We start from the raw sequence: 25104 nt of genomic DNA on the forward strand, positions 1-25104 counted from the left end.
CCGGAGCAGGCGTTCGACTCACCGCGCGCAGGGTGGGACGGCTTGTCGGGCTATGTGCGGACCTGCGCCGGGACGGGGTTCGCTCCCCGTCGACCGGCACGGCAGCCCGGCCGCCGGAACCGACGGCTCCGGCGCTGCCGATCGCGGCGCAGAGCCGGGAAGTGGTCGGCACGAGGTCGGCACGAGGTCGACGAGAACCAGTCAACGCCCCCCGGGGGGCGTTTCCCGTGACCACGGACACGTACGAAGCGCCCACGCGACCCGCTCCCGGGCGGCCGTTTCCACACATCGGAAGTCATCGGCCAGCCGGGTGAACCAAGTCGCCCGGAATGACCTCTCAATGACAGACCGACAGCTTCACGCGGTTCTTCCTGCCGGAACGACCCAAGGCGTAGCCGATGCCCGTATCCCGCCGACGTTTCCTCCTCGCGACCGTGGTCCCGATGCTGACCATCGGGGTCACCGGCGCGCTCGCCGTTGCCTCCGGCCAGCAGACCGCGGCCGAGGCCGTCCCGGGAACCGATGCCTCGGCCGTCCTCCCGGCGAGCACCACGGCCGGTTCGGTCGTCCAGGTCGTCGCCCACCCGGACGACGACCTGTTCTTCATGAACCCGGACGTCAGCCGCTCCCTCGCGGCCGGCACCCCGGTCACCACCCTGTACCTCACCTCGGGCGAGGCCGACGGCCGCAACCAGGCCAACGGCCGTGCGGCCAAGGACCCCGAGCAGCCCCATGACCGGGGCCACTACGCGGAAGCCCGCCAGAACGGCATACGCTCGGCCTACGCCCACATGGCCACCGGCGACCGCACCAGCCCGTGGCGCCGTACGGTCATCCCCACCGCGGGCGGTGGCGACGCCGAGCTCGACGTCCTCGTGGCGAAGCCCCACGTCAACCTGGTCTGGCTGCAACTGCGCGAGGCCCGCGCCCCCGTCGCCGACAACCCGGACAGCCTGCGCGGCCTGTGGAACGGCCGGATACCGGCGCTCGCCCCGCAGCTCGCCGCCGGCACTCCGGTCGCGCAGCCGCCCACGTACACCAAGGACCAGGTGATAGCGGCGATATCGGGGGTCCTGGAGCGGTACAAGCCGACGACGATACGGATGCAGGACCCGACACCGGGCCGGTACCTCGACTCCGGCAGGCTCACCGACCATCAGGACCACATGTACGCGGCCCGGTTCGCGCAGGCCGGGGCCGCGGCGTACGCCGCACGGGTCCCGGTCGGGCAGCGGCCGCGCTTCACGGTCCAGAACTACCTGGGCTACCACAACGGCACCCTGCCGCACACGCTGGACCCGCAGACGGCCGAGAAGAAGATCGGCTTCCTGAAGACGTACGGCTGGCACGACAGGCAGAACTACTGCGGCTCGCCCTCCGGCTGCGGCGACCGCAAGGTGGCGGGCAGCCCGAGCGGCGGCAACTGGGCCTACTCACTGCGCTACGTCCGCGGCGACCACTCCTCCTGGCTGGCGCAGGGCACCACCGGCCGGCTGTACGCCTTCGCCGTGCTCGACGGCCAGATGGCCGTCTGGAGCCGCGGGGCGGGGACCGGCCCCGGCGCCGCCTGGCAGGGCCCGGTACTGCTGCCGGGGACCGGCATCGACCCGGGCGCGACCACCACCCGCCTCCCCGACGGGAGGGTCGCCGTCCTCACCACCCGCACGGTCTTCGGCGACCGGCCGGAGGACTACCGGCGCGAGATCGTCCACACCGTCCAGTCCGTGCCCGGCGGTCCGTTCGGGGCGTGGGTCTCGCTCGGCACCCCGGAGCCCGGCGACGGGCCCGGCACCTCCTCGATCAGCGCGCCCTCGGCCGTCTCCGACCCGGACGGGCGGCTGACGGTGTACGTCCGCGACTCCCGGCGCGCCCTGCTCGCCCGTACCCAGGAGCCCTCGGGCGCCTTCGGTGGCTGGCAGCACCTGGGGGGCGCCGACCTCCAGTCCGACCCGGTGGCGGCCGTCGACGCCGCCGGGCGCCGCCACGTCTACGCCGCGACCACCCAGTCGGTGGTGGTCTGGATCCAGCCCGCCCCGGACGCCCCGCTGGCCGGCCCCTTCCCGACCGGGCTCCCGGCCACCACCGTGCCCCTCACCGCCGCCCCGGAGGCCGCGGGCGTCCGCCTCTACTTCCGGCGCCCGGACTCGGGTGTCGTACGCACCGCCCTGGTCACGGCGGCGGCCGGCGGCGCGAAGCCGGCGGTCTCCAGCGTCACGGAGGCCGGCGGCCGGGCGGGCTACGGCGCGGTGGGCGTGGCGGGCCGCCTCATAGCGGGCCGCGCCGACTCGGGCACCGTCAGCACGACGGGCCTCGGCGGCCCGCCGGCGTGGAACGAGTCCCAGATGCTCTACGCGGGCGCCCCGGCAGGCATCCAGGAACCGGGCGGCGCCTTGACCACGGTGGTCCTGGGCCTGGACGCGGAACTCCACGTGGCCACCTCCCTCCCCACCCCGACCCGCACCACCTGGCACCGCGCGGTACCACCGGCGTAGCCGGCCCTGCCGCCGGACACACCGGGGGCGGTGGAGCGCCCTTTCCTGACGCCGTGTCACTCATGCAGCCGCTTTTTCCCATTTACGGTCTATTGCTCTGCAATATGCGGTAATGCTCCCTGCGTGACAACCCGTCACCACCTCTGACGCGAAGCCGATCCCCCTTCTCAGGGAGCCCGCGTGTGGGTGCAGGCAACGGGCCGACGGCCCTGGCCAGCAACAAGAAAGGTCCTGCTATGGCGTGGAACGTCCTCCGTACGGCCCCACCCGGCACAAGCACTCAGCACACGCTGCTCAAACGGGGAGCCTTTGCCCTGCTCCCGGCGGCGTTCCTGGCGGCGGCCACCTTGGCCCCGACCCTCGCCCATGCCGCAGAGGCCCCCGTCGGACTGGGGACCGCCACCAGTTACGGGATCCTGGCCGGTTCGACGGTCACCAACACGGGCAACACCGTCGTCAACGGCGACCTGGGGCTCTATCCGGGCACCTCGGTGACCGGCTTCCCCCCGGGCATCGTCAACGGCGTGAAGCGCGTCTTCCCCAACGCCGCCGCCGGCCAGGCGAAGGCCGACCTCGTCATCGCCTACGACGACGCGGCAGGCCGGGGACCCGGGAACGTGCTCGCTTCGTCCGAGATCGGCGGACTGACGCTGGCGCCCGGCGTCTACACGGCCCCTTCGTTCGTTCAACTCACCGGAACGGTCACTCTCGACGGGCAGAACGACCCCAACTCCGTCTTCATCTTCCGGATCCCCTCGACCCTGACCACGGCTCCCGCGAGTGTCGTGTCCCTCATCAACGGAGCCAGTGCCTGCAACGTGTTCTGGCAGGTGGGCAGCTCCGCCACCCTCGACACGACCACTCAGTTCAAGGGCACGATCTTGGCCCTGCAGTCCATCACGCTGAACAACAACGCCGAGATCGAAGGCCGCGCCCTGGCACGTGAAGGCGCGGTCACACTGGACGACAACACCATCACGACGCCGACCTGCGCCGCCGGCCCGACCGGGCCTCCCGGGCCGACAGGTTCGCCCGGGCCGACAGGTTCGCCCGGGCCGACAGGTTCGCCGGGCCCCACCGGCTCGCCCGGCCCCACCGGCTCGCCCGGCCCCACCGGCTCGCCCGGCCCCACCGGCTCGCCCGGCCCGACCGGCAGCCCTGGCGCCCCCGGTGCCCCCGGTGCACCCGGTGCACCCGGCCCGACCGGCAGCCCTGGCGCCCCTGGCGCCCCCGGTGCACCCGGCCCGACCGGTGCGCCCGGACCCATCGGGTCCGCCGGACCCGCCGGACCCGCCGGACCCGCCGGACCCGCCGGACCCGCGGGACCTCCCGGACCTGCCGGACCTGCCGGACCTGCCGGCCCCGCGGGACCCGCCGGACCCAAGGGGCCCCGCGGCGACAAGGGCGAGAAGGGCGACTCGGGCGATCACGGCCACGGCCACCCGGGCCACCACGACGGCGACGAGGGCGGGCCGGGTCACGGTCGCCCGGACCACGACCACGGCAAGCCGGGCCACGGTCACGACGACCACGACCAGGGCAAGCCCCCGTGGGCCGACCATCTGCCGGGCGGCCCGGACGCCGCTCGGGGTGACGCGCTTCCCGGCAACCCGGTCAAGAGCGTCAACTTCGCCCCGGTGAGCGCCACCACCGGTCAGCAGCCGAAGGGGGCATCACCCGCCCTCGCCACTAACGGCACGAGCAGCGAAAGCGGCATCATGGCCGCCTCCGCGGCCGCGCTGGCATTCGTCGGAGGCGCGGCTCTCTTCGCGATGAAGAGGAACCGCCGCGGTACGGCGACTCGACAGGACTAGTCGCCACAGCCGGGCCCCTGGACACGCACCCAGGGGCTCGGCCCCCGAAGTCAGGCCGCCTGCCGCACAGGGTTCACGGATTCAGGGTTCACGGGTCACGGGTCACGGGTCACGGGTCACGGATTCACGGGTTCACGGGAGCCGGCGTTCGGGCACCTCTCCGGAATTCCTCGCCGATGTACCCCGCGATGGCTTCGTCGATGAACTGCCTGGTACTGTCCGGGCTCAGCGCCCGGGCCTGCAGGTGGGCGTACATTTCCCTGTAGATCCCGACGTCGGATCGTTTCTCCACATAGATGTCGCCGGTGAACCTTTCCAGGTACACCACGCTGACGTCGGCGGCGTGGGCGAACTCGAGCAGCGCGAACTGTCCGGAGACACCGGGGTGCGCCCCCACCTCGTGGGGGAGGACCTGCACGGTGATGTTCGGCTGGGCTCCGAGGCGGGTCAGATGCTCCAGCTGCTCGCGCATGACCTCGCGGTTCCCCGCGACGCGTCGCAGGACCGACTCGTCCACTACGACCCATAAGCGCAGCGGGCTGCCCGCCGAGCCCAGCCGGTGCTGGCGCCGCAGCCGTACGTGGAGGCGGGTGGCGGCTTGTTCCGGCGTGATCTGAGGGATCGTTCCTGCAATGACCGCCCGGGCGTAGGCGGGACTCTGCAGCAGGCCGGGGATCACCAGGGGTTCGTAGCACCGGATCACCGCGGCTTCTGCTTCCAGGCCGATGTAGGCGCCGTAGGAAATGTCGCCGTAGGCGTTCCACCATCCCTGCCGCCCCGATTCGCCGGCCAGCCGCATCAGACGGTCGACGAGCCGCCGGTCCTGGACTCCGTACAGCCCGCAGAGATCGCGTACGTCGCGCGGCTTGATGAGGCGGCGGCCGTTCTCCATGAGGCTGATCTTGGGCTGGGAGATCAGCAGGCTCGCCGCCACTTGCGGCGTCGTCATACCCCTCATCTCCCGGAGCCGACGCAGCTCCGAACCCAGCCGACGCCTGCTGACGGTGGGATTGACGTTGAAGCCCACGGACCGTTTACCTCCGCTCGAAAAACCTTGCAATGGCGAGCAGATTGCCACGGTCAGGTCGAGTTGACCCGCCTTTTTCGCCGTGTCGTTGCGCAACCCGCGCGAAGCATTACCTGCGTTTCACAACGGACCCGCCTTCACTTTCTCCAGACAGTCACACTTTTCATATTTTCCATCGTGAATGAACTGCATGTCGGCTGGTATTTCCGCGCAATATGCCAGGCCGTAGAGCATGCCCGCCCGTATTCCGCCGACCGCGCCGACAGGGATGCACTCGGCCTCGGAGTCCGCGTCCGGGGGCCCCGGACGGCCCAGGGCGGTGAAACGCCTCCGGGCCGGCGGTCGTCGACCGTCGGCCCGGAGCGCCAGAACATTCCGGCTGGGCTACCGCTACAGCACCGGCATCATCTTGCGGAGCTCGAAGGCCGTGACCTCGCTGCGGTACTCCTCCCACTCCTGCTTCTTGTTGCGGAGGAAGAAGTCGAAGACGTGTTCGCCGAGGGTTTCGGCGACCAGTTCGCTGCGTTCCATCAGGGCGATGGCCTCGCCGAGGTTCTGCGGGAGGGGCTCGATGCCCATCGCGCGGCGTTCCGCGTCGGAGAGGGCCCAGACGTCGTCGTCGGCGCCGGCCGGGAGTTCGTAGCCCTCCTCGATGCCCTTGAGGCCCGCGGCGAGCAGGACGGCGTACGTGAGGTAGGGGTTGGCGCCCGAGTCGATCGAGCGGACCTCCACGCGGGAGGAGCCCGTCTTGCCCGGCTTGTACATCGGGACGCGGATCAGGGCCGAGCGGTTGTTGTGGCCCCAGCAGATGTACGAGGGGGCCTCGCCTCCGGAGCCGGCGGTGCGGGAGGAGCCGCCCCAGATGCGCTTGTAGGAGTTGACCCACTGGTTGGTGACCGCCGCCGTTTCGGCCGCGTGCTTCAGGAGGCCCGCGATGAAGGAGCGGCCGACCTTCGAGAGCTGGTACTCGGCCCCCGACTCGTAGAAGGCGTTGCGGTCGCCCTCGAAGAGGGAGAGGTGGGTGTGCATGCCCGAACCGGGATACTCCGAGAAGGGCTTCGGCATGAAGGTGGCCTGGACGCCCTGCTCCAGGGCGACCTGCTTCATGACCAGGCGGAAGGTCATGATGTTGTCGGCCGTCGAGAGGGCGTCGGCGTAGCGCAGGTCGATCTCCTGCTGGCCGGGGGCGCCCTCGTGGTGGCTGAACTCGACCGAGATGCCCATGGATTCGAGCATCGTGATCGCCTGGCGGCGGAAGTCCATGCCGACGTTCTGCGGGGTGTGGTCGAAATAGCCCGAGTTGTCGGCCGGGGTGGGCCGGGTGCCGTCCAGCGGCCTGTCCTTCAGCAGGAAGAACTCGATCTCCGGGTGGGTGTAGAAGGTGAAGCCCAGGTCGGAGGTCTTGTTCAGGATGCGCTTGAGGACGTACCGCGGGTCCGCGTAGGAGGGCGAGCCGTCCGGCATCAGGATGTCGCAGAACATCCGAGCCGTTCCGGGGGCCTCCGCACGCCACGGCAGTATCTGGAACGTGCTCGGGTCCGGCTTGGCGATCATGTCGGACTCGTAGACCCGGGCGAACCCCTCGATCGCCGAGCCGTCGAACCCGATGCCCTCGTCAAAGGCCTGTTCCAGCTCCGCCGGCGCGACCGCTACGGACTTCAGGAAGCCCAGTACGTCGGTGAACCACAGGCGCACGAAGCGGATGTCGCGCTCCTCGAGCGTCCGGAGGACGAATTCCTGCTGCTTGTCCATGGCTTCATCCTCGCAGTTCAGGCGGCCTGAGCACCACCGCCGCGGGGGCGTGGGCACAGTCGGGCCGGCCCAGTATCGCCAGCGGTGGTTTCCGCCAGATTACGCACCCCGGAAAGCCGGTGGCACCCCCGCACTGACCTCGGGCCGGTCATGAGCATTACCATCGGCGCCCATGGGGGGCCATGCGCGGGACGAGCAGGGACGTCGGAGACGTCCGCTGCTCCGGCATGCCGTCCTCCTGATGGCCTTCGGGGTGCTGGCCGGCGCGGCGTTCCTGTGCCGGACGGCCGGGGTCGGGCAGCCGGCCGCCGCGGGGGCGGTCGCCCGGGCCGGGCACACCGCCCACGCGCCGGGGGCGCAGCGCTTCGTCTGCGCGGCGCCGCACGACCGGCCCGGCTGCTCCCCGCTCTCGCACGTTCTCCCCGGACTGCTGCCCCCGGCGCCGCCCGCGGCCCTGGCGGCCGGCGGGACGCCCGTGCCCGCCGTGGGCCCCGCGCCCGCGGCGTGGATCCGGCCCCCCTCGGCGCTCGCGCGCGGCCCCGACCTGTACGCCCTCCAGGTGCTGCGGACCTGACGGTCCCGGTCCGGCGGCGCTCAGGTAGCGCGTTCTCCACTCCACCCCCCTCAGCAAAAAGGATTCAGGGCCATGGCCAGCAGGAAGTCCGAAACCAACAACTCCCGCCAGTCGCGGATAGCCGAGATGCGCCGTGCCGACCAGGCGCGCGACCGGCGCAACAAGGCCATCGCGATCACCGCGTCGGCCGCCATCGTCACCGGGCTCATCGGCTTCGGCGCGTGGGTGATGATCGACCGGCAGAACAAGAAGGAAGCCGAGGAGGCCGCCGCCAAGGCGCCGGTCGCCGGCGAGCAGACCTGGGACGCCAAGACGCTCGGCCGCAAGCACGTCGAGACCCCGGTGAAGTACGAGATGAACCCGCCGGTCGGCGGTGACCACCACCCCCGCTGGATGAACTGCAACGGCGACGTCTACACGAACCCGATCCCCGAGACCAATGCCGTCCACTCGCTGGAGCACGGCGCCGTGTGGGTGACGTACAACGAGAAGGCCGACAAGGCCGACGTCGAGAAGCTCGCGGCCAAGGTGGCCAAGACCCCGTACACGCTGATGAGCCCCGCCAAGGAGCAGTCCGGCGCGATCATGCTCAGCGCGTGGGGCAAGCAGCTGACCGTGGACAACGCGGACGACGCCCGGGTGGCGGCCTTCCTCACCAAGTACGTGCAGGGCGCGCAGACCCCCGAGCCGGGCGCCGCGTGCACGAACGGGCTGGCCGACAAGTGACCCGTACGCCCGGTCGCGGCTCCGTGACCCGTACGTACTGGGCCGCGGGCTCGGCCGTCGGCCTGGCGCTGCTGTTCGCGGTGGGGGCCACGGTCGCCACCGCGGGGGGAGCCGACTCCGCGCCCGCGTCCTCCCGTACGCCGGGGCTCTACTCCGCCGACGCGGGATTCGCCCGGGACATGGCCGTGCACCACCAGCAGGCGGTCGAGATGTCCTTCATCGTGCGCGACCGCACGAAGGACGAGCCGGTACGGAGCCTCGCCTACGACATCGCCAACACCCAGGCCAACCAGCGCGGCATGCTCCACGGCTGGCTGGACATGTGGGGACTGCCGAAGACCGTCGCCGACGAGCCGCCCATGTCCTGGATGGGGGCCGGTGGCGGCACGCACGGCACGGCGGGCCACGGCATGGGCGGGGTCGTCGCCAAGCCCGGCGCGCTGATGCCCGGCATGGCCACCAAGGAGGACCTGGCGCAGCTCGGCTCCGCCGAGGGCCGGGACGCCGAGGTGCTCTACCTGCGGCTGATGACCGACCACCACAAGGGCGGCGTCGCGATGGCCCAGGGCTGTGCCGACCAGTGCGGCAACGCGGCCGAGCGGGCCCTGGCCCAGGGCATGGTCGAGGCCCAGCAGTCGGAGCTCGACCTGATGGCCGACATGCTCAAGCAGCGCGGGGCGGAGCCGCCGGCCGCGGGGTGACCCGTCGTCCGCGAGCGGCACCGTCGTCCGGGGGCTCCGCCCCCGGACCTGCGCCTCAAAACGCCGGCGGGGCTGGGTTTTCCAGCCCGCCGGCGTTCGCGGGCGGGTCCGCGCCGACAGCCGCGGGGTCACCCGTACGGCCCACCGTCACCCGTGTGGAGTCGCGGGGGCCGAACGGGCGACCGAGGATGAGGACGCCGAGGCCGGCGCACCCGCGCCCGGCCGCTACGGCGTGCTCAGGAGGTTTACTCGATGACCACCGCCGGAGAGATCATGCACCGCGGGACCCAGTGGATCCCCGCCACCGAGACCCTGGACCGGGCCGCTCAGCTGATGAGCCGGCTCAATGTGGGCGCGCTGCCCATCAGCGACGAGAACGAACGGCTCTGCGGCATCCTGACCGACCGCGACATCGTCATCGGCTGTGTGGCCAAGGGCCACGACCCGTCGACGACCACGGCCGGCGACATGGCCCAGGGCACCCCGCGCTGGATCGACGCGGGCGCGGACGTCTCCGAGGTGCTGGAGGAGATGCAGAGCCACCAGATCCGCCGGCTCCCCGTCATCGACAACAAGCGGCTCGTCGGGATGATCAGCGAGGCCGACCTGGCCAAGCACCTGTCCGAGCAGCAGATAGCCGGCTGGGCCGAGAAGGTCTACGCCCGCGGCTAGAACCCGCAGCTGGACCCGCGGCCATACCGCCTCCCGAGCCTGCGGAGCATCCGGTCACACCGCGTACAGGACCGCCCGCGCCACTTGGTGCGGGCGGTCCAGCATGACCAGGTGCCCGGCGGGTTCCGCGACCACGAAGCGGGCGCCCAGCACGTCGGCCAGTGCCGCCTGGCGGCCCAGCCAGCCCAGATCCGGGCGGCGCGCGCCGGGGTCGTGGCCGGCCAGCACGGTGGCGGGCGCGGTCAGCGGCAGCTCCGCGCGCAGCGCCAGCACCTCGGCGGCCGTGTCGGGGTAGCGGGAGTTCTCCAGCAGCGCTCCGCGCCAGACCCGGCCGGTCCGGTAGCAGCGGCGTACGAGGTCCCGCGCGGCCGGGTCCGCGCCGCCCGCGCGGGATGCCCGTACGGCGGTCCGCCGGGCCCAGGGGCCCAGCGCGGCCGGCAGCCCGGCGGCGGTCACGGCCCGCCCGAGCACCCGGGCGGCGCCCGTGCGCACGCCGGCGGGCAGGACCGTACGGGGCCGCTCCTCCACGCTGCTGTCGACCAGCACCAGGGCGGCGGTGCGCCCGGGGTACAGCCGGGCGAAGGCCTCGGCGTGGAACCCGGCGATGGAGTGCCCGGCCACGGTGACGCGCTCGGCGCCCAGACCCAGCGCGTCCAGCAGCCCGGCGATCCGGTGCGCCTCCCCGGCGGCGCACGGCGGACGCACGGCGGGGGCGCTGAGTCCGTGGCCGGGACGGTCGAAGCGGATGACGGTACGGCCGGCGGCGACGAGCAGCTCCGCCACCGGGTCCCAGTCGAACCAGGCCATGGCGAGCCCCGCGCTGAGGACGACGGGAGGGCCGGAGCCCTCCACCAGGACGTGCAGGGGCGTCCCGTCGGCGGCGTGGCCGGCGGGGCCGGCCGAGGGGCGGACGAACCTCCCGGGGGCCGCCCCGGACCCGGATCCGCTCACGTCCGGCGTTCCCGGTGGACGGAGTACGCGAGCAGGCCCAGCCAGACGGCCACGAGCAGCACCTGGAGCCGCTGCCCGGCGCCGAGCGCCCAGGTGCCGTGCCCGGCGGTGAAGAGGGCGATGGAGACCAGGGTCCAGGCCGTGGCGAGCAGTTCGAGCACGACGAGCGCGGGCCCGAAGCGCGCGAGCGGCGCGAGGCGGCCGTAACGGCGGGCGGCCAGCGTGAGGGCCACGATCCCGACGAGCGCCCCCGTCATGGCGAGACTGCTGCTGACGGCGTGCGCCTGATGGGTGGCGGGGACCAGCCCGGCGGTCTCCCGCGCCGCGCATTCGGGGTCCACGGTCGGCGTGCAGCTCAGCGGCAGCCAGGCGTCCGCCGCGGTGGAGGCGCCGAAGACGGTGATCCCGGACCAGCCGGCGACGGACCAGAGGCGCCGCGGTTCCACGCGTCTGGCGACGCGGACCAGGGCCGGCAGGCCGCCGAGGAAGACCAGGAGGCCGGCGGTGAAGTCGGTGGCCCGGAACAGACCGCCGAGCGGCTGGTCCTGGGCCGCGAGCTCGCTGACGTACGTCTCGATGGGGTTGAGGCCCGTGGAGAGGACCACTTCGAGCACCCACGCGGTGTAGGCGGCGGCGCCGAGCCCTATGAGGAGGGCGACGGAGCGGGCGGCGGTCCCGGCCGTGGGGGCGGGACCCCTCGCGGCGGAGGGGGTGTTCACGGAACTCCGGGATTCCCGGGGTCTCCGGGAGTTCACGGGCTCCGCGTGCTGGAGCGGGCCCCCGGGGTCCCGGGGGTTCACAGGATTCAGCGGCGCGCCATTTATGGACATAGTGTGACTAATCCTAAACGCGGCCGCGCTCGGTCCGGCGATCGGGTACCCACCCCGGGTAGGGTTCCCGGCGTCGCGGGCATGCGCACGCCGGGCCGTCCGACGCGACCCCACGCCATGGAGGACGTGCCGTCGGCCCGTTTCGTTCCCCGGGGCGCCGTGCGCCGTCCGGGTCGCCGCACGGCGGCCGCCCGCCAGGACGCGCCGTACCGCGCCGCTCGGGGGCGCGGCACGCGCGCCGGGCGGGCCCCGGGGTGCGCAGGCCGGCATCGGGGTGTCGCAGGGGGCCTAAATGCTCGACGGGCCCCCCGAATTCCATGACAGGCTGGTGATCGTCACGCGCCGATTGCGACCTGAAGGACTTCCCGCCGGTATGAGCACCCCGCCGAACCCGCCCAGCACCCCGTCCGGCCCGCCGACGGAGCCCGCGGGGACCCCCGTACCCGCGGCGGCCCCCATACCGGCACCCGCGCAGCCCCTGTCCCTCGACAAGCCCCCCGCCCTGACACCGCCCCAGCCCCTGACCCCGGCCCCGGCCCTGACCGAGACCCCGGCAGAGACCCCGGCAGCGCCCGCGGACGCGGTTCCGGCCGAGCCCGCGGACGCCGCCCCGGCTGTCCCTGCGGCCGCCCCGGCCGAGCCCGCGGACGCCGTCCCGGCGGACGCCGGCGCCGGCGCACCGGCAGCGGCCCCGGCCGGGCAGCAGCCCGTGGAGGCGGCCCCCGCCCCCGGTTCCTTCGCTCCGGTCACCCCCGCCCCGGCGGCCGCCACCGCTCCCCCGGTGTCCGCGTGGGGAGCCCCGTACGGCGCCCCCGGCGCCCCCGCCCCCGTCCCCGGCAACCCCTGGGCCACGCCCGCGGGCGGTTACGCGGGCGGCTACCCCGGCGGCCCGCAGGCGCCCGGCTTCCCGCCGCCGCCGGCCGCCGCGAACGGCCTGGCCCTCGCCGCCCTGCTCCTCGGGCTGTTCGGCATCTTCGTCGGCCTGATCCCCTTCTTCTTCTGGGCCGGCACCATCCTCGCCCTGACCGGCGTCGGCATCGGCATCGCGGCCGTCCTCAAGTCCCGCCGCGGCGCCCCCCGCGCCACCATGGCCGCGTTCGGCACCGCCCTCAGCCTCCTCGGCCTCGGCGCTTCCGTCGGCGGCTGGTACATCACCACGACCGTCGTCGACAAGATCGACAAGAACATCGCCGACAACCGCTCGGGCGACGGCTATGACTACGACTACGAGCCGACGTTCCCGAGCGCCCCGGCGACGCCGACGCCCAAGCCCTCGCCCTCCGACATCCCGGGCAAGACCTCGGCCCTGGCCTGGGGCGCGCCCTACACCTACGACGACGGCGTCCAGGTCACCGTGCAGCGCGCGGTCCCGTACAAGCCCGCCTCGACGGCCTTCCCGCCCGCGGCCCGCAACGGCAACGCGGTCAAGGTGACGGTGAAGATCGTCAACAACTCGGGGGCCGCGCTCGACGTCGGCCTGGCCCTGCCGCACGCCCGCGACGACCAGGGCGCCGAGGCCGAGATGGCGTTCGACGGCTCCGTGCCGAAGATGTTCAAGGGCTCCGTCATGGCCGGCCAGTCGATGACCGGCACCTTCGCCTTCGTCGTCCCCGAGGGCACCAAGAGCCTGCACTTCGAGATCTCGCCCGGCACCGAGTACGACGACGCGATCTGGAGCGGCCCGATCGGCTGAACCGGCGACCGTGGGAACAGAGGGAAGTGCGACGACCGCAGCGACTCCCAGGACATCGCGTCAGAAAGACGATTAGACTGGGCCGCGTGCCTCAACTACGCCTCGCTCTGAATCAGATCGACTCGCAGGTCGGCAACATCGCCGCCAACGCCGACTCGGTCGTCCACTGGACCCGGCACTCCGCCGAACAGGGCGCCCACCTGGTGGCGTTTCCGGAGATGGTGCTGACCGGGTACCCCGTCGAGGACCTCGCCCTGCGCGGCTCCTTCGTCGAGGCCTCCCGTACGGCGCTGCTCGAACTCGCGCGGCGGCTGGCGGCCGAGGGCTTCGGGGACCTCCCCGTCGTCGTCGGCTACCTCGACCGTACGGAGAAGGCCGCGCCCCGGCTCGGCCGCCCGGCCGGGTCCCCCGAGAACGCGGCCGCCGTGCTGTACGGCGGGCAGGTCGTCCTGCGCTTCGCCAAGCACCACCTCCCCAACTACGGCGTCTTCGACGAGTTCCGGTACTTCGTGCCGGGCGACACCCAGCCGGTGATCCGGGTGCGGGGCGTGGACGTGGCCCTGGCCATCTGCGAGGACCTCTGGCAGGAGGGCGGGCGCGTCCCCGCCACCCGCTCCGCCGGGGCCGGGCTGCTGATCTCGATCAACGCCTCCCCGTACGAGCGCAACAAGGACGACCTCCGCCTGGAGCTGGTGCGCAAACGCGCCCAGGAGGCCGGCTGCACCCTCGCCTACCTTGCGATGATCGGCGGCCAGGACGAGCTGGTCTTCGACGGCGACTCGATCGTCGTCGACTCCGCCGGCGAGGTCATCGCGCGCGCCCCGCAGTTCTCCGAGGGCTGCGTACTGGTCGACCTGGACCTGCCGGCCGCCTCGGCCGTCCCGGTCGAGGGCGCCGTCGACGACGGCTTGCGCATCGACCGTGTGATCCTCACCGAGGAGCCGGTGGAGCCGTACGAGCCCGTCGTGACGGGCGGGTACGCCGACCGGCTGGACGACGACGAGGAGATCTACGACGCGCTGGTGGTGGGTCTGCGCGCGTACGTCCGGAAGAACGGGTTCCGGTCGGTCCTGATCGGCCTCTCCGGCGGCATCGACTCCGCGCTCGTCGCCGCCGTCGCCTGCGACGCGATCGGCGCGCAGAACGTGTACGGCGTCTCGATGCCGTCCAAGTACTCCTCGGAGCACTCCCGGGGCGACGCGGCCGAGCTGGCGAAGCGGACCGGCCTGAACTTCCGGACCGTGCCGATCGAGCCGATGTTCGACGCGTACATGGGCGCGCTGGGCCTGACCGGGCTCGCCGAGGAGAACCTCCAGTCCCGGCTGCGCGGCACCCTGCTGATGGCGCTCTCCAACCAGGAGGGCCACATCGTGCTGGCCCCGGGCAACAAGTCGGAGCTGGCCGTCGGCTACTCCACCCTGTACGGGGACTCGGTGGGCGCGTACGGCCCGATCAAGGACGTCTACAAGACGGACGTCTTCCGCCTCGCCGAGTACCGCAACCGCGCGGCGGCCGAGCGCGGCGAGACCCCGCCGATCCCGGAGAACTCCATCGTGAAGCCGCCGAGCGCCGAGCTGCGCCCGGGGCAGGTGGACACGGACTCGCTGCCGGACTACCCCGTGCTCGACGGGATCCTGGCGCTGTACGTGGACCGCGACCAGGGTCTGGAGGAGATCGTCGCGGCAGGCTACGAGCCCGAGCTGGTCGCCAAGACCCTGCGGATGGTGGACACCGCCGAGTACAAGCGCCGGCAGTACCCGCCGGGCACGAAGATCTCCGCGAAGGGCTTCGGCAAGGACCGCCGGCTGCCCATCACGAACGGCTGGCGCGAGCAGGCGTAGGCAGCGGGTCCGGCGCCGGGTTCCGTCCCGGCCCGGGCCTGCCCGGCCCCGCCTACGGCTTCACGGTGACCCGGGCGGCGATCGGCAGGTGGTCGCTGCCCGTGCGGGGCAGGGTCCAGGAGGCCTCGGGGGTGACCCCGCGGACCAGGATCTGGTCGATCCGGGCCATCGGGAACTGCGCGGGCCAGCTGAAGCCGAAGCCGTCGCCCGACGCGCCCTGGGTGGAGCGCAGCTGCGAGGTGACCTCGGACAGGGCCCGGTCGTTGACGGTTCCGTTGAGGTCGCCGAGCAGGATGACCCGTCGCAGCGGTTCCGCGGCGAGCGCGGCCCCGAGGGCGTCGGCGCTGTTGTCCCTCTGGTTGGCGGTGAAGCCGGCGTTGAGCTTGACGCGGACCGAGGGGAGGTGGGCCACGAAGGCGGCCACTTCTCCGTAGGGGGTGTGGACCGTGGCGCGCATGGCCCGGGTCCAGCCCATCTTGATGTCCACGGGCCGGCTCGCGACCAGCGGGTACTTGCTCCAGATTCCGACGGTGCCTTCGACGGAGTGGTACTTGTACGTGCCCTTGAGGGCCTTCTCGTAGACGGGGACGACGCTGCCCTTGAGCTCGGTCAGGGCCAGTACGTCGGCTCCCGCTTTCGCGACCGAGGCGGCGGTGCCGGCGGGGTCGGCGTTGTCGGCGTCGACGTTGTGGGTGGCGACCGTGAGGTTGCCGCCGGCCTGCGCCTTGTCGGTGACCAGGCCGCCGAAGAGGTTCACCCATACCGCGGCGGTCAGCAGTATCGCGATCAGCGCGGTCGCGGACTTGCGGAAGAGCGCGGCGGCGAAGAGCACCGGGACGGCCAGGCCGAACCAGGGCAGGAAGGTCTCGGTGAGGCTGCCGAGGTTGCCGATGTCGTTGGGCAGCTCGGCGTGGAAGATCATGACCATCGAGATCAGCACGGAGAGCGCGGCGAGGACGACGCCGCGGCGCCAGATGCCCGGATCCCGCCGCAGGTCGGTCAGCCGGCGCCGGAGACCCGTCCGGGAGGGCTCGGGCTCCGAGCCGTCGCTCCCCGTCTCCGTCATGTACGCCTGTGCCATGCCACTGCCCTCGCTGCCGTGCTCGCGCTCCGTCCCCGCCTCTTGACCCTAGGCGATGTACGGACCGTTCCGCGCCGATTGTCTCGGCCGTACGTCCGGGAGGACGAACGGCCTGGCGCCCGGGGTTCCGCTTGTCACCAAACGCGCACATTGGCCCGTACTCCGGCCGCCGGGGCGGGCCGGGCCCCGTGCCACTTCCCGCTGGGGCCCCGAGAGTGCCACCATGGTGGTGAGTCCGGGGACGCCGTAAGGGTGCCTCGAGATGAACATCAAGGAGCAGTTGCAATGACGCATGCCGTTTCGCCTGCCCGCGAAGCCTCCTCCGCCACCCTGTACGGAGGCTCGGGCACCCGGCGCATCACCGTCCGCGACCTCACCCTCGCCAAGGAACGCGGCGAGAAGTGGCCCATGCTCACCGCCTACGACGCCATGACCGCGTCCGTGTTCGACGAGGCCGGCATCCCGGTCATGCTCGTCGGCGACTCGATGGGCAACTGTCACCTCGGCTACGAGACCACCGTCCCGGTGACGATGGACGAGATGACCATGCTGTCGGCGGCCGTCGTACGCGGCACCAGCCGGGCCCTGATCATCGGCGACCTCCCCTTCGGCTCCTACCAGGAGGGACCGGTGCAGGCGCTGCGCAGCGCCACCCGGCTCGTCAAGGAGGCCGGGGTCGGAGCGGTGAAGCTGGAGGGCGGCGAGCGCTCGCTGCGCCAGACCGAGCTGATCGTGCAGTCGGGCATCCCGGTCATGTCCCACCTGGGCCTGACCCCGCAGTCGGTGAACGCCATGGGCTACCGGGTGCAGGGCCGCGGCGACGAGGCGGCGCACCAGCTCCTGCGCGACGCGAAGGCGGCGCAGGACGCGGGCGCCTTCGCGGTGGTGCTGGAACTGGTCCCGGCCGAGCTGGCCGCGGAGGTCACCCGGTCCCTGCACATTCCGACGGTCGGCATCGGCGCCGGCGCGGAGTGCGACGCGCAGGTGCTGGTGTGGACGGACATGATGGGGCTGACCGGCGGGAAGATGCCGAAGTTCGTCAAGCAGTACGCGAACCTCCGCGCGACCATGGGCGACGCGGCGAAGGCCTTCGCCGAGGACGTGGTCGGCGGAACGTTCCCGCAGGAAGAGCACGCCTTCCACTAGTCCGACGACCTGCGGAGGTCCGTCGGCCCGACGGCCCGCGGACCTCCGCCGGTGCTCCGTGGGCCGCTGTCGGTGGCTTGTCGGCGGCTTGTCGGTGGGTTGTCAGTGCCGTCTGGTCCCATGGTGGACATGACGCGAAACGACAAGAATCCCCTGAACGGCTCGCACGCCGTAGAGGTCCGGGGACTGGTCAAGCACTACGGCGAGACCAAAGCCCTCGATGGTGTGGACCTCGACGTCCGCGAGGGAACCGTCCTCGGGGTCCTCGGTCCCAACGGTGCGGGCAAGACCACCCTGGTCCGCATCCTCTCCACCCTGATCACCCCCGACGCCGGCACCGCCCGGGTCGCCGGCTTCGACGTGGTCCGCCAGCCCCGGCAGCTGCGCCGGACCATAGGCCTGACCGGCCAGTACGCCTCGGTCGACGAGAAGCTCTCCGGCTGGGAGAACCTCTACATGATCGGGCGGCTGCTGGACCTGTCCCGCAAGGACTCCCGGCGCCGTGCCGACGAGCTGCTGGAGCGGTTCTCCCTCACGGACGCCGCCAAGAAGGCCGTGATGACCTACTCCGGCGGCATGCGGCGCCGGCTCGACCTGGCCGCCTCGATGATCGGCAGCCCGGCCGTGCTGTACCTGGACGAGCCGACCACCGGTCTGGACCCCCGTACCCGCAACGAGGTGTGGGACGAGGTGCAGCGGATGGTCGCCGAGGGGGCCACCGTCCTGCTCACCACCCAGTACATGGAGGAGGCCGAGCAGCTCGCGAACGAGCTGACGGTCATCGACAAGGGCAAGGTCATCGCCAACGGCAAGGTCGACGAGCTGAAGGCCCGCCTCGGCGGCCGAACGCTGCGGATCCGCCCCACCGACCCGGCCGACCTGCCGGGCATGGCCCGCTCGCTGGCCGAGGCCGGTCTGGACGGGGTGGCCGGTTCCCAGGCCGTGCCCGACGAGGGCGCCTTGCTGGTGCCGATCCTGGCCGACGAGCAGCTGACCGCCGTGGTGGGCCTGCTGGCCGCCCGCGGGTACGGGATCTCCGACATCAGCACCTACCTGCCCAGCCTGGACGAGGTGTTCCTGTCCATCACCGGACAGAAGCCCACCGTCGAGGACTCCATCCCCAACCAGCAGACCGAGGAGGTCGCGGCATGAGCACCGTTACCACGACGAAGCCCAGCCCCACCGCGGCCGCCCCGGCCGCCGGGCCCGTCCCGGCGGACGAGGGCCGGATCGGGCTGCGGGGCAACCTGCGTCACATCGGCGCGCTGGCACGGCGCAACGTCCTGCAGATCAAGCAGGACCCGGAGTCGATGTTCGACGTCCTGTTCATGCCGGTCATCTTCACGCTGCTGTTCGTCTTCGTCTTCGGCGGCGCGATCTCCGGCAAGGGCAACCAGGACGAGTACGTCAACTACGTGGTCCCGGGCCTGATGGCGATGATGGGCATGAACATCGCCATGGGCGTGGGCACCGGGGTCAACGACGACTTCAAGAAGGGCGTGATGGACCGCTTCCGGTCCATGCCGATCGCCCGCTCCTCGGTGCTCATCGCCAAGATCGTGGTCGAGCTCGGCCGGATGATGGTGGCCATCGCGATCCTGCTCGGCATGGGCTTCCTGCTCGGCCTGTCGATCAAGTCCTCGGTGCTCGACCTGTTGCTCGCCATCGGGCTGTCGGCGGTCTTCGGCGCCTCGCTGATGTGGATCTTCATCCTGCTGGGCCTCAGCATGAAGACCCCCCAGGCGGTCCAGGGCGTGGCGATGCTGGTCCTGATGCCGCTGCAGTTCGGCAGCTCGATCTTCGCCCCGCCGACGACGATGCCCGGCTGGCTGCAGAGCTTCACCGACGTCAACCCGCTGTCCAACCTGGCCGACGCGGCCCGCTCCCTGATCAACGACACCCCGCTCGGCAACTCCGTGTGGATCACCCTGGCCTGGTCGGTCGGCATCACGCTGGTGACCATGCCGCTCGCCGTGCGCAAGTTCCGCCAGAAGACCTGATCCGTGGACCGGTCCGTTCCGGATCGCGTCCCGGGCGGACCCCCGTACCGCTGAGGCGGCCGGGTCAGACGAGGGCGGTGGCCTCCTCCAGGGTGAGGCCGCCGCCTTCGGCGTACGCCGCCTCGTACGCGGCGTCGCCGAGCGCGGCCCGGGCCAGGCGCTCGGCCAGCTCGGCGTCCGCGCGCTCGACGGTGACCGGGAAGTGGGCGGGCGGCAGCAGCGCGCGGTAGGCGCCGATGAGCCGCGCGGCGTCGTACGCCCGGACCCGGCCGCCGAGGTGCGCGAGGGAGCGGGCTCCGGTGATCAGGTACGCGGCCGGGAGGTGGGGGGCGAGCATCATCGAGAGCGGGTCCCGGACGGCTTCCATCGCCTGGCGGAGCCGGGCGACGGCGTCCTCGTACCGGCCCTCCTCGTTGTCGATCCAGGCCAGCAGGCCGAGCAGGAAGCCGTCGAACATGGCGAAGGCGCCGACGGCGAACTCCTCGCGCAGGGCCTGGAGCTGCGCGCGGGCCTCGGGGAGCCGGCCGGTGCGGCCGTAGATGCAGGCGAGGAACATCTGGGCGGCGGGCACGGCCTCGTTGCCGAACTGGTGGATGGCTCCGGCGAGCAGGCCGGTGAGGAGCTCCTCGGCCTCCTCCAGGTGGCCGTCCTCGGCGAGGTTGCCGGCCATCCGCACCTGCAACACCGTGACCTGGGCCTTGGCCCCGAGCCGCCGGGCGTACTCGATCGCGGCGCGGTAGTCCTGGGCGGCCAGGGCGTACTCCCCTCGCTTCTCCCGGGCCTCGGCGCGGGCGGAGAGGGCTTCGGCGCAGCCCCAGTCGTCGCCGAGGGACGCGTAGAGGGCGAGGCTCTCCTCGGCGTCGCGCGACGCGTCGCCGGCCCCGTCGGCGCGGTTGGCGAGGATGTTGGCCCGGAGCTGGAGGGCGGAGGCCAGCTCCCAGCGGTAGCCGAGCGCGCGGGCCGTCTCGACGGTCTCCTCGCTGACGCGGTGGAGCAGTTCGGCGTCCCCGGAGATCATGACGGCGTAGATCCACAGGAAGGAAGGGGCCCGGCAGGTCTGTGGCAGCCCCGGGCGGTAGGCGGCGACCACGCCCTCGGCCTGGGCGCGGACCTCGGGGGTGGACCAGGTGGAGCTGATCTGGTCGCGGGCGACCAGGCACAACAGGTGGATGCCGCGCCAGGCCTCGGTGAGCAGTTCGCCCTCGTAGGGCGGGGGCGCGTCGACGATCTGCTGGTAGACGGGCCGGGCGGGGACGACGGGCGCGGCGAAGGGGTCCGGGCCTAGGGCGGCCGCGGCACCCGCCCAGTGGCGGGTCTCGGCGCGCAGGTCGTGCATGTGCCAGTACCAGCCGAGGGAATGCACGAGGCAGAGCACCTCGCCCACGTCCTTGGCGGCGACGGCGCGGCGCAGGGCGGTGCGCAGGTTCTCGTACTCGGTGGCCAGCCGGTCGGCGGCGGCGCGCTGGCCGTGGCCGCGCAGCAGCGGCTCGGTGGTGCGGGCGAGTTCGCGGTAGTGGGTGAGGTGGCGGCGCTCGGTCTGCGCCCGGTCCTCGCCGGCCTCGGCGAGGCGGTCGGCCGCGTACTCGGCGACGGTCTCCAGGAGGCGGAAGCGCATCCCGGCGGGGCCGTCGGGGGCGGCGACGACGAGGGACTTGTCCACGAGGGATCCGAGCAGGTCGGCGACGTCCGCGCGATCGAGGTATCCCCCGTCCGCGCAGACGGCCTCGGCGGCGTCGAGGTCGCAGCCGCCGGCGAAGACGGACAGCCGTCGCAGGACGGCCCGTTCGGGCTCGTCGAGGAGGTCCCAGGACCAGTCGACCACCGCGCGCAGGGTCTGCTGGCGGGGCAGGTGGGTGCGCGAGCCGCCGGTCAGCAGCCTGAACCGGTCGTCCAGCCGGTCGGCGATCTGGCGGGGGGTGAGCAGCCGCAGGCGGGCGGCGGCCAGCTCGATGGCGAGCGGCATCCCGTCGAGCCGACGGCAGATCTCCACGGCGGCGGCCGGGTCCTCGTCCACGGTGAACCCCGCCCGGGCGGCGGCCCCGCGGTCGCCGAGCAGCCGGAGCGCGACGGGGTCGGGCAGCGGGTCCACCGGGCGCAGCGTCTCGCCGGGCACGCCGAGGGGTTCGCGGCTGGTGGCCAGGATCTGTACGCCGGGGCAGCGTGCGAGCACCTCCTCGGCCAGGCGGGCGGCGGCGTCGACGACGTGCTCGCAGTTGTCGAGGATCAGCAGCATCCGGCGCCGCGCGCAATGTTCTGCGAGCCGGTCGAGCGGGTGGTCCCCGCCGCGCTCGGTCAGTACCCGCATCTCTTCGGCGGAGCCGCCGCGCAGCTTGGTCTCCCGCGCCCCGAGCGCGGCGAGCACGGCCTCGGCGACATCCTCCGGATCGTCCACGGGAGCAAGCTCCACGAACCAGACCCCGTCGGCCCAGGCGGGTCCTCCGGCGGGAGTGCGCGTGCCGGTGCCGGCGGCGGGGGGTGCGTCCGGCGTACCGCGGCCGGTCCGCGCGTGTGCCTCGGCGGCCTCTTGCGACAGCCGGGTCTTGCCGGCGCCGCCGGGTCCGAGCAGGGTGACGAGCCGCGACCGGGCGAGGTCGTCCCCGATCACCCGGATGTCCTCCTCCCGCCCGACGAAGGTGGTCAGCCGCATCCGCAGGTTGCCCGCACCCGGGCCGGAGCCGGGCGGCACCTGACCACCCCCGACCACCGCGGCGGCCCCGTGGGGGTCCCCGCCCATGGTCCCGGACGGCACCGAGGAGGGCCGGTGCGGCTCGGCCGGGGTGCCGGGCCGGCCGTTGTGGCCGTGGCCGGGCACGGGCCCGCCGGGTCCGGCCGCCGGGGCGGCCGAGCGGCCCGGCCCGGTCCCGGCGGGTACGCCGGACCCCGCGGGTACGCCGGACCCGGCAGGGTACGCCGGGCCCGTCGAGTCCTCGGCGGGGTGGCCGGGCCCCCGGTCGGGAGCGGATCCGCCCTGCCCCGTCCGGGCGGGCTGGTCGGTCCGGACGGCCCCGGCGGTCGGCGCCGCCCTGCCCGTGCCGCTCGGCGCCGGAGGAAACGGCCCGGGTCCGGCTGCGGCATCGGAGTGACCGTGTACGGCCGGCGCCCCGGGAAGGGGCTCGGGACCGGCCGTCGGGCCGGAGGCGGGTCCGGCCGTCGGGCCCGAGCCGGCGGGGCCGGCCGTCGCGCCGGAGACAGGTCCAGCCATCGGGCCGGAGGGTCCGGGGCCAGCCGTCGGGACGGAGGCGGGTCCCGCCGTCGGACCGGGGTGGGGGCTCGCCGTCGGGGCGGTCAGGAGGGCCGTGTGGAGGGCGCGGAGGGTGGGGCCGGGGGTGGTGCCCAGGCGGGTGGCGAGGTCCCGGCGGACTTCGTCGTACGCGGCCAGCGCCTCCGCCGGGCGGCCCGCGTCGCGCAGCGCGCGGATGCGCAGGGCCTGCAGGGGTTCGTCCAGCGGCAGCCCCGCGCACAGCGCGGTGAGCTCCGGCAGGACCCGCTCCGCCTCCCCCAGCGCCAGCGCCGCGTCCAGGCGGCCCCGGCGCGCGTCCAGCCGTAGCGCCTCCCAGCGGGCGGCCTCCGGCCCTGAACCCGGCAGCGAGCTGAGCGGCTCGCCCCGCCACAGGGCGAGGGCCTCGTCGTAGAGGGCGGCCGCCTCCGCCGGGGTGCCCCGCGCCGCCGCCCGCGCCAGCCGCTCGAAGCGGTAGAGGTCGATGTCGTCCCGCTCGGCGACGAGCCAGTAGCCGCCTTCCCCGGAGCCCACCGCCTCGCGCCCCAGCACCCGGCGCAGCCGCCCCACCAGTGCCTGGAGGGCCGCGGGGCCGTCCGCCGGCGGGTCCCCGTCCCACACCTCGTCGATGAGCGAGGCCACCGGCACCGCCCGCCCCGGCCGCAGCGCGAGCGCGGTCAGGAGCGCGCGCAGCCGCGCCCCGCCGACGGGTACGGAGCTCCCGTCGTCGCGGAGGGCCTGGGTGGTGCCGAGCATCGCGTAACGCACCGGCCCATTGTCTCCGGCTCGGAGCTCCCCCGGGGCGCCGCCTCCGGGATAGGTTCCCCGTATGGGTCCCCAGGGCAGTCGCAACCGTAGCCACCACCGCAGTCACGACCGCGGCGACCGGCAGATCAGTCCCGTGTTCCTCGGCATCTTCGCCGTCATGGCGGTCACCGGGTGGGCCGTGTGGACGGGGTACTCGACCAGCACCGGACTGGCCGTCTTCCTCTTCGTCACGGCGGCCTGGATCGTCTCCCTGTGCCTGCACGAGTACGCGCACGCCCGCACCGCCCTGCACAGCGGAGACCTCAGCGTCGGCGCGAAGGGCTACCTGACGCTGAACCCCCTGGCCTATAGCCACGCAGTGCTGAGCTTCGTCCTTCCCGTTCTCTTCATCATCATCGGGGGCATCGGCCTGCCGGGCGGTGCTGTATACATCGAGCGCGGCCGGATCCAGGGCCGCTGGAAGCACAGCTTGATTTCGGCGGCAGGCCCCCTGACCAACGTGGCATTCGCCGTCGTGTGCACGGCGCCTTTCTGGCTGGATGCCCTGGAGGGGATTCCGGGGCCGTTCCGCCTCGCACTCGCGTTCCTGGCACTGCTCCAGGTCTCTGCGGCAATCCTGAACTTCCTGCCCGTCCCGGGCCTGGACGGCTACGGGGTCATCGAGCCCTGGCTGTCGCACGGCGTCCGCCGGCAGGTGGAACCGCTGGCGCCGTTCGGCCTGATCGCCATCTTCGCGCTGCTGTGGATCCCCGAGGTGAACGGGTTCTTCTTCGACGTGGTCTACGGCCTGCTGAGCCCCCTCGGCGTGACCGAGCCGGAGGCGTACTGCGGCCGCGAGCTGTACAGCTTCTGGCGCGACGAGTCGGGCTTCTGCCCGACCCCGCAAGGCTGAGCGGGCATCAGCGCAGGTCAGACGGGGCTAACAGCCCGGTACCTAGCCCCCTCAAGTACACGCACGCACTGCTCAGCATCGTCCTGCCCGTGCTCTTCGTGATCATGGGCGGACTGGGCCTCCCCGGCGGCGCCGTGTACACCGAGCGCGACCGGATCGAGGGCCGGTGGCGGCACAGCCTCATCTCGGCGGCCGGCCCGCTGACGAACGTCGCCTTCGCGGCCGTCTGCACGGCCCCGTTCTGGCTGAACGCGCTGGACGGGGTCCCGACGCCGTTCCGCTTCGCGCTCGCCTTCCTGGCCCTGCTCCAGGTCTCGGCGGCGATCCTGAACTTCCTGCCGGTCCCCGGCCTGGACGGCTACGGCATCATCGAGCCCTGGCTCTCCCCCGGCGTCCGCCGCCAGGTGGCGCCGCTGGCGCCCTTCGGCCTGCTGGCCGTGTTCGCGCTGCTGTGGATCCCGGAGATCAACGCGTACTTCTTCGACGCGGTGTACGGGCTGCTGTCGACGCTGGGCGTGAGCGAGCTGGAGGCGTACTGCGGCCGCGACCTCTACCAGTTCTGGCAGGACACCAGCGGCTTCTGCCAGGCGCCGTAGCCCGCGGCCGGGCCGCGATCAGCCCGCGGCCGGCCCGGTCGGCCCGGTCAGCCCGCCGCGCGGGCCGCTGCCGCGGCCTTCTCGATCTTCGCCTTGCGCACGTAGAACCACGCCATGTTCGACGTGATGCCCGCCATCAGCACCCACACGATCCCGAGCAGGCTGCCCTCGATGAAGGAGACCACGGCGGCGGCAGTGGCGAGGACGCAGAGAACGACGGCGAACACGGCAAGGCGGGGCATGACGGGGGCTCCTCGGGGGCACTGAAGCGGTTCAAGCCCTTCCAGTGTCCCCCATGCCCCGGCGTGCTCCCGTCGGGCCGATTTCCGCC

General features: G+C 72.9%; 19 protein-coding genes and 1 pseudogene. 13 read left to right on the forward strand and 7 right to left on the reverse strand.

What is annotated here, in order from left to right; genetic code table 11:
• Positions 1 to 398: 398 nt before the first annotated feature.
• Entirely contained in the window at positions 399 to 2492 is a 2094-nt protein-coding gene (locus tag AC6CKD_RS11015; protein ID WP_498326815.1) for a PIG-L family deacetylase, read from the forward strand.
• A gap of 236 nt (positions 2493 to 2728) precedes the next feature.
• On the forward strand, positions 2729 to 4306 hold the full coding sequence (locus tag AC6CKD_RS11020) for an ice-binding family protein (RefSeq protein ID WP_498326816.1): 1578 nt from the start codon (positions 2729 to 2731) through the stop codon (positions 4304 to 4306).
• A 124-nt stretch (positions 4307 to 4430) separates the two neighbouring features.
• Here AC6CKD_RS11020 and AC6CKD_RS11025 read toward each other — a convergent pair whose 3' ends face one another.
• Positions 4431 to 5333 (reverse strand): helix-turn-helix domain-containing protein, encoded by a 903-nt coding sequence (locus AC6CKD_RS11025; RefSeq protein WP_498326961.1) that lies wholly within the window; start codon positions 5331 to 5333, stop codon positions 4431 to 4433.
• 390 nt (positions 5334 to 5723) lie between these two features.
• Positions 5724 to 7085 carry a gamma-glutamylpolyamine synthetase GlnA2 gene (gene glnA2, locus AC6CKD_RS11030; protein ID WP_478689285.1) on the reverse strand — a complete coding sequence of 454 codons (1362 nt, stop codon included), beginning with the start codon at positions 7083 to 7085 and terminating at the stop codon, positions 5724 to 5726.
• Positions 7086 to 7257: 172 nt separating this feature from the next.
• Here glnA2 and AC6CKD_RS11035 point away from each other — a divergent pair, with 172 nt between their 5' ends.
• From AC6CKD_RS11035 to AC6CKD_RS11050, 4 genes are all read left to right on the forward strand, one after another.
• Positions 7258 to 7659, forward strand: a complete 402-nt coding sequence (locus AC6CKD_RS11035; RefSeq protein WP_498326817.1) for a hypothetical protein — start codon at positions 7258 to 7260, stop codon at positions 7657 to 7659.
• Positions 7660 to 7731: 72 nt separating this feature from the next.
• Positions 7732 to 8385: a thioredoxin-like domain-containing protein gene (locus tag AC6CKD_RS11040; RefSeq protein WP_498326819.1), complete on the forward strand. Its 654-nt coding sequence runs from the start codon at positions 7732 to 7734 to the stop codon at positions 8383 to 8385.
• A gap of 23 nt (positions 8386 to 8408) precedes the next feature.
• Positions 8409 to 9086, forward strand: coding sequence for a DUF305 domain-containing protein (locus tag AC6CKD_RS11045; RefSeq protein WP_498326821.1), 678 nt, complete (start codon positions 8409 to 8411; stop codon positions 9084 to 9086).
• 252 nt (positions 9087 to 9338) lie between these two features.
• The gene (locus tag AC6CKD_RS11050) at positions 9339 to 9758 is read left to right on the forward strand and encodes a CBS domain-containing protein (protein ID WP_498326822.1); all 420 of its coding nucleotides are present in this window, start codon (positions 9339 to 9341) and stop codon (positions 9756 to 9758) included.
• A 54-nt stretch (positions 9759 to 9812) separates the two neighbouring features.
• Here AC6CKD_RS11050 and AC6CKD_RS11055 read toward each other — a convergent pair whose 3' ends face one another.
• Together AC6CKD_RS11055 and AC6CKD_RS11060 are read right to left on the reverse strand one after the other, a co-directional pair.
• A complete protein-coding gene (locus AC6CKD_RS11055) occupies positions 9813 to 10709 on the reverse strand; it encodes an alpha/beta fold hydrolase (RefSeq protein ID WP_498326824.1) in 897 nt (298 codons plus the stop codon).
• Positions 10706 to 11428, reverse strand: coding sequence for a DUF998 domain-containing protein (locus AC6CKD_RS11060; RefSeq protein ID WP_498326825.1), 723 nt, complete (start codon positions 11426 to 11428; stop codon positions 10706 to 10708). Before AC6CKD_RS11060 ends, AC6CKD_RS11055 begins: the two co-directional genes overlap by 4 nt.
• A gap of 484 nt (positions 11429 to 11912) precedes the next feature.
• On the opposite strand from AC6CKD_RS11060, the gene AC6CKD_RS11065 reads away from it, so the two are divergent.
• Positions 11913 to 13232 (forward strand): DUF4352 domain-containing protein, encoded by a 1320-nt coding sequence (locus AC6CKD_RS11065; protein WP_498326827.1) that lies wholly within the window; start codon positions 11913 to 11915, stop codon positions 13230 to 13232.
• 86 nt (positions 13233 to 13318) lie between these two features.
• Positions 13319 to 15073: an NAD+ synthase gene (locus tag AC6CKD_RS11070; protein WP_498326828.1), complete on the forward strand. Its 1755-nt coding sequence runs from the start codon at positions 13319 to 13321 to the stop codon at positions 15071 to 15073.
• A gap of 52 nt (positions 15074 to 15125) precedes the next feature.
• On the opposite strand, the gene AC6CKD_RS11075 is transcribed toward AC6CKD_RS11070, so the two are convergent.
• Complete coding sequence (locus tag AC6CKD_RS11075) at positions 15126 to 16154, reverse strand: endonuclease/exonuclease/phosphatase family protein (RefSeq protein ID WP_498326830.1); 1029 nt, start codon at positions 16152 to 16154, stop codon at positions 15126 to 15128.
• A gap of 285 nt (positions 16155 to 16439) precedes the next feature.
• On the opposite strand from AC6CKD_RS11075, the gene panB reads away from it, so the two are divergent.
• From panB to AC6CKD_RS11090, 3 genes are all read left to right on the forward strand, one after another.
• Positions 16440 to 17300: a 3-methyl-2-oxobutanoate hydroxymethyltransferase gene (gene panB / locus AC6CKD_RS11080; protein ID WP_498326831.1), complete on the forward strand. Its 861-nt coding sequence runs from the start codon at positions 16440 to 16442 to the stop codon at positions 17298 to 17300.
• Between the two features lie 120 nt (positions 17301 to 17420).
• The gene (locus AC6CKD_RS11085; RefSeq protein WP_498326833.1) at positions 17421 to 18452 is read left to right on the forward strand and encodes an ATP-binding cassette domain-containing protein; all 1032 of its coding nucleotides are present in this window, start codon (positions 17421 to 17423) and stop codon (positions 18450 to 18452) included.
• Positions 18449 to 19300, forward strand: a complete 852-nt coding sequence (locus AC6CKD_RS11090; protein ID WP_498326834.1) for an ABC transporter permease — start codon at positions 18449 to 18451, stop codon at positions 19298 to 19300. Before AC6CKD_RS11085 ends, AC6CKD_RS11090 begins: the two co-directional genes overlap by 4 nt.
• 64 nt (positions 19301 to 19364) lie before the next feature.
• Here the strand turns inward: AC6CKD_RS11090 and AC6CKD_RS11095 are convergent, their stop codons facing one another.
• Entirely contained in the window at positions 19365 to 23285 is a 3921-nt protein-coding gene (locus tag AC6CKD_RS11095; protein WP_498326835.1) for an AfsR/SARP family transcriptional regulator, read from the reverse strand.
• Between the two features lie 61 nt (positions 23286 to 23346).
• Between AC6CKD_RS11095 and AC6CKD_RS11100 the strand changes: the two genes are divergently transcribed.
• Both AC6CKD_RS11100 and AC6CKD_RS11105 read left to right on the forward strand, forming a co-directional pair.
• Positions 23347 to 24177 carry a site-2 protease family protein gene (locus AC6CKD_RS11100; protein WP_498326836.1) on the forward strand — a complete coding sequence of 277 codons (831 nt, stop codon included), beginning with the start codon at positions 23347 to 23349 and terminating at the stop codon, positions 24175 to 24177.
• A gap of 44 nt (positions 24178 to 24221) precedes the next feature.
• Positions 24222 to 24773, forward strand: a pseudogene (locus AC6CKD_RS11105) (site-2 protease family protein); the annotation flags it as partial.
• Positions 24774 to 24820: 47 nt separating this feature from the next.
• Here AC6CKD_RS11105 and AC6CKD_RS11110 read toward each other — a convergent pair.
• The gene (locus tag AC6CKD_RS11110) at positions 24821 to 25015 is read right to left on the reverse strand and encodes a hypothetical protein (protein WP_498326837.1); all 195 of its coding nucleotides are present in this window, start codon (positions 25013 to 25015) and stop codon (positions 24821 to 24823) included.
• Positions 25016 to 25104: the final 89 nt, after the last annotated feature.

The sequence above is a fragment of the Streptomyces sp. GQ60 genome, assembly GCF_059758875.1.

Coding starts and splice junctions, on each gene's coding strand:
- panB (WP_498326831.1), top strand. CDS start 16,440: ATGACGCATGCCGTTTCGCCTGCCCGCGAAGCCTCCTCCGCCACCCTG.
- AC6CKD_RS11090 (WP_498326834.1), top strand. CDS start 18,449: ATGAGCACCGTTACCACGACGAAGCCCAGCCCCACCGCGGCCGCCCCG.
- AC6CKD_RS11065 (WP_498326827.1), top strand. CDS start 11,913: ATGAGCACCCCGCCGAACCCGCCCAGCACCCCGTCCGGCCCGCCGACG.
- AC6CKD_RS11075 (WP_498326830.1), bottom strand. CDS start 16,154: ATGGCACAGGCGTACATGACGGAGACGGGGAGCGACGGCTCGGAGCCC.
- AC6CKD_RS11035 (WP_498326817.1), top strand. CDS start 7,258: ATGGGGGGCCATGCGCGGGACGAGCAGGGACGTCGGAGACGTCCGCTG.
- AC6CKD_RS11015 (WP_498326815.1), top strand. CDS start 399: ATGCCCGTATCCCGCCGACGTTTCCTCCTCGCGACCGTGGTCCCGATG.
- AC6CKD_RS11100 (WP_498326836.1), top strand. CDS start 23,347: ATGGGTCCCCAGGGCAGTCGCAACCGTAGCCACCACCGCAGTCACGAC.
- AC6CKD_RS11085 (WP_498326833.1), top strand. CDS start 17,421: ATGGTGGACATGACGCGAAACGACAAGAATCCCCTGAACGGCTCGCAC.
- AC6CKD_RS11020 (WP_498326816.1), top strand. CDS start 2,729: ATGGCGTGGAACGTCCTCCGTACGGCCCCACCCGGCACAAGCACTCAG.
- AC6CKD_RS11050 (WP_498326822.1), top strand. CDS start 9,339: ATGACCACCGCCGGAGAGATCATGCACCGCGGGACCCAGTGGATCCCC.
- glnA2 (WP_478689285.1), bottom strand. CDS start 7,085: ATGGACAAGCAGCAGGAATTCGTCCTCCGGACGCTCGAGGAGCGCGAC.
- AC6CKD_RS11040 (WP_498326819.1), top strand. CDS start 7,732: ATGGCCAGCAGGAAGTCCGAAACCAACAACTCCCGCCAGTCGCGGATA.
- AC6CKD_RS11110 (WP_498326837.1), bottom strand. CDS start 25,015: ATGCCCCGCCTTGCCGTGTTCGCCGTCGTTCTCTGCGTCCTCGCCACT.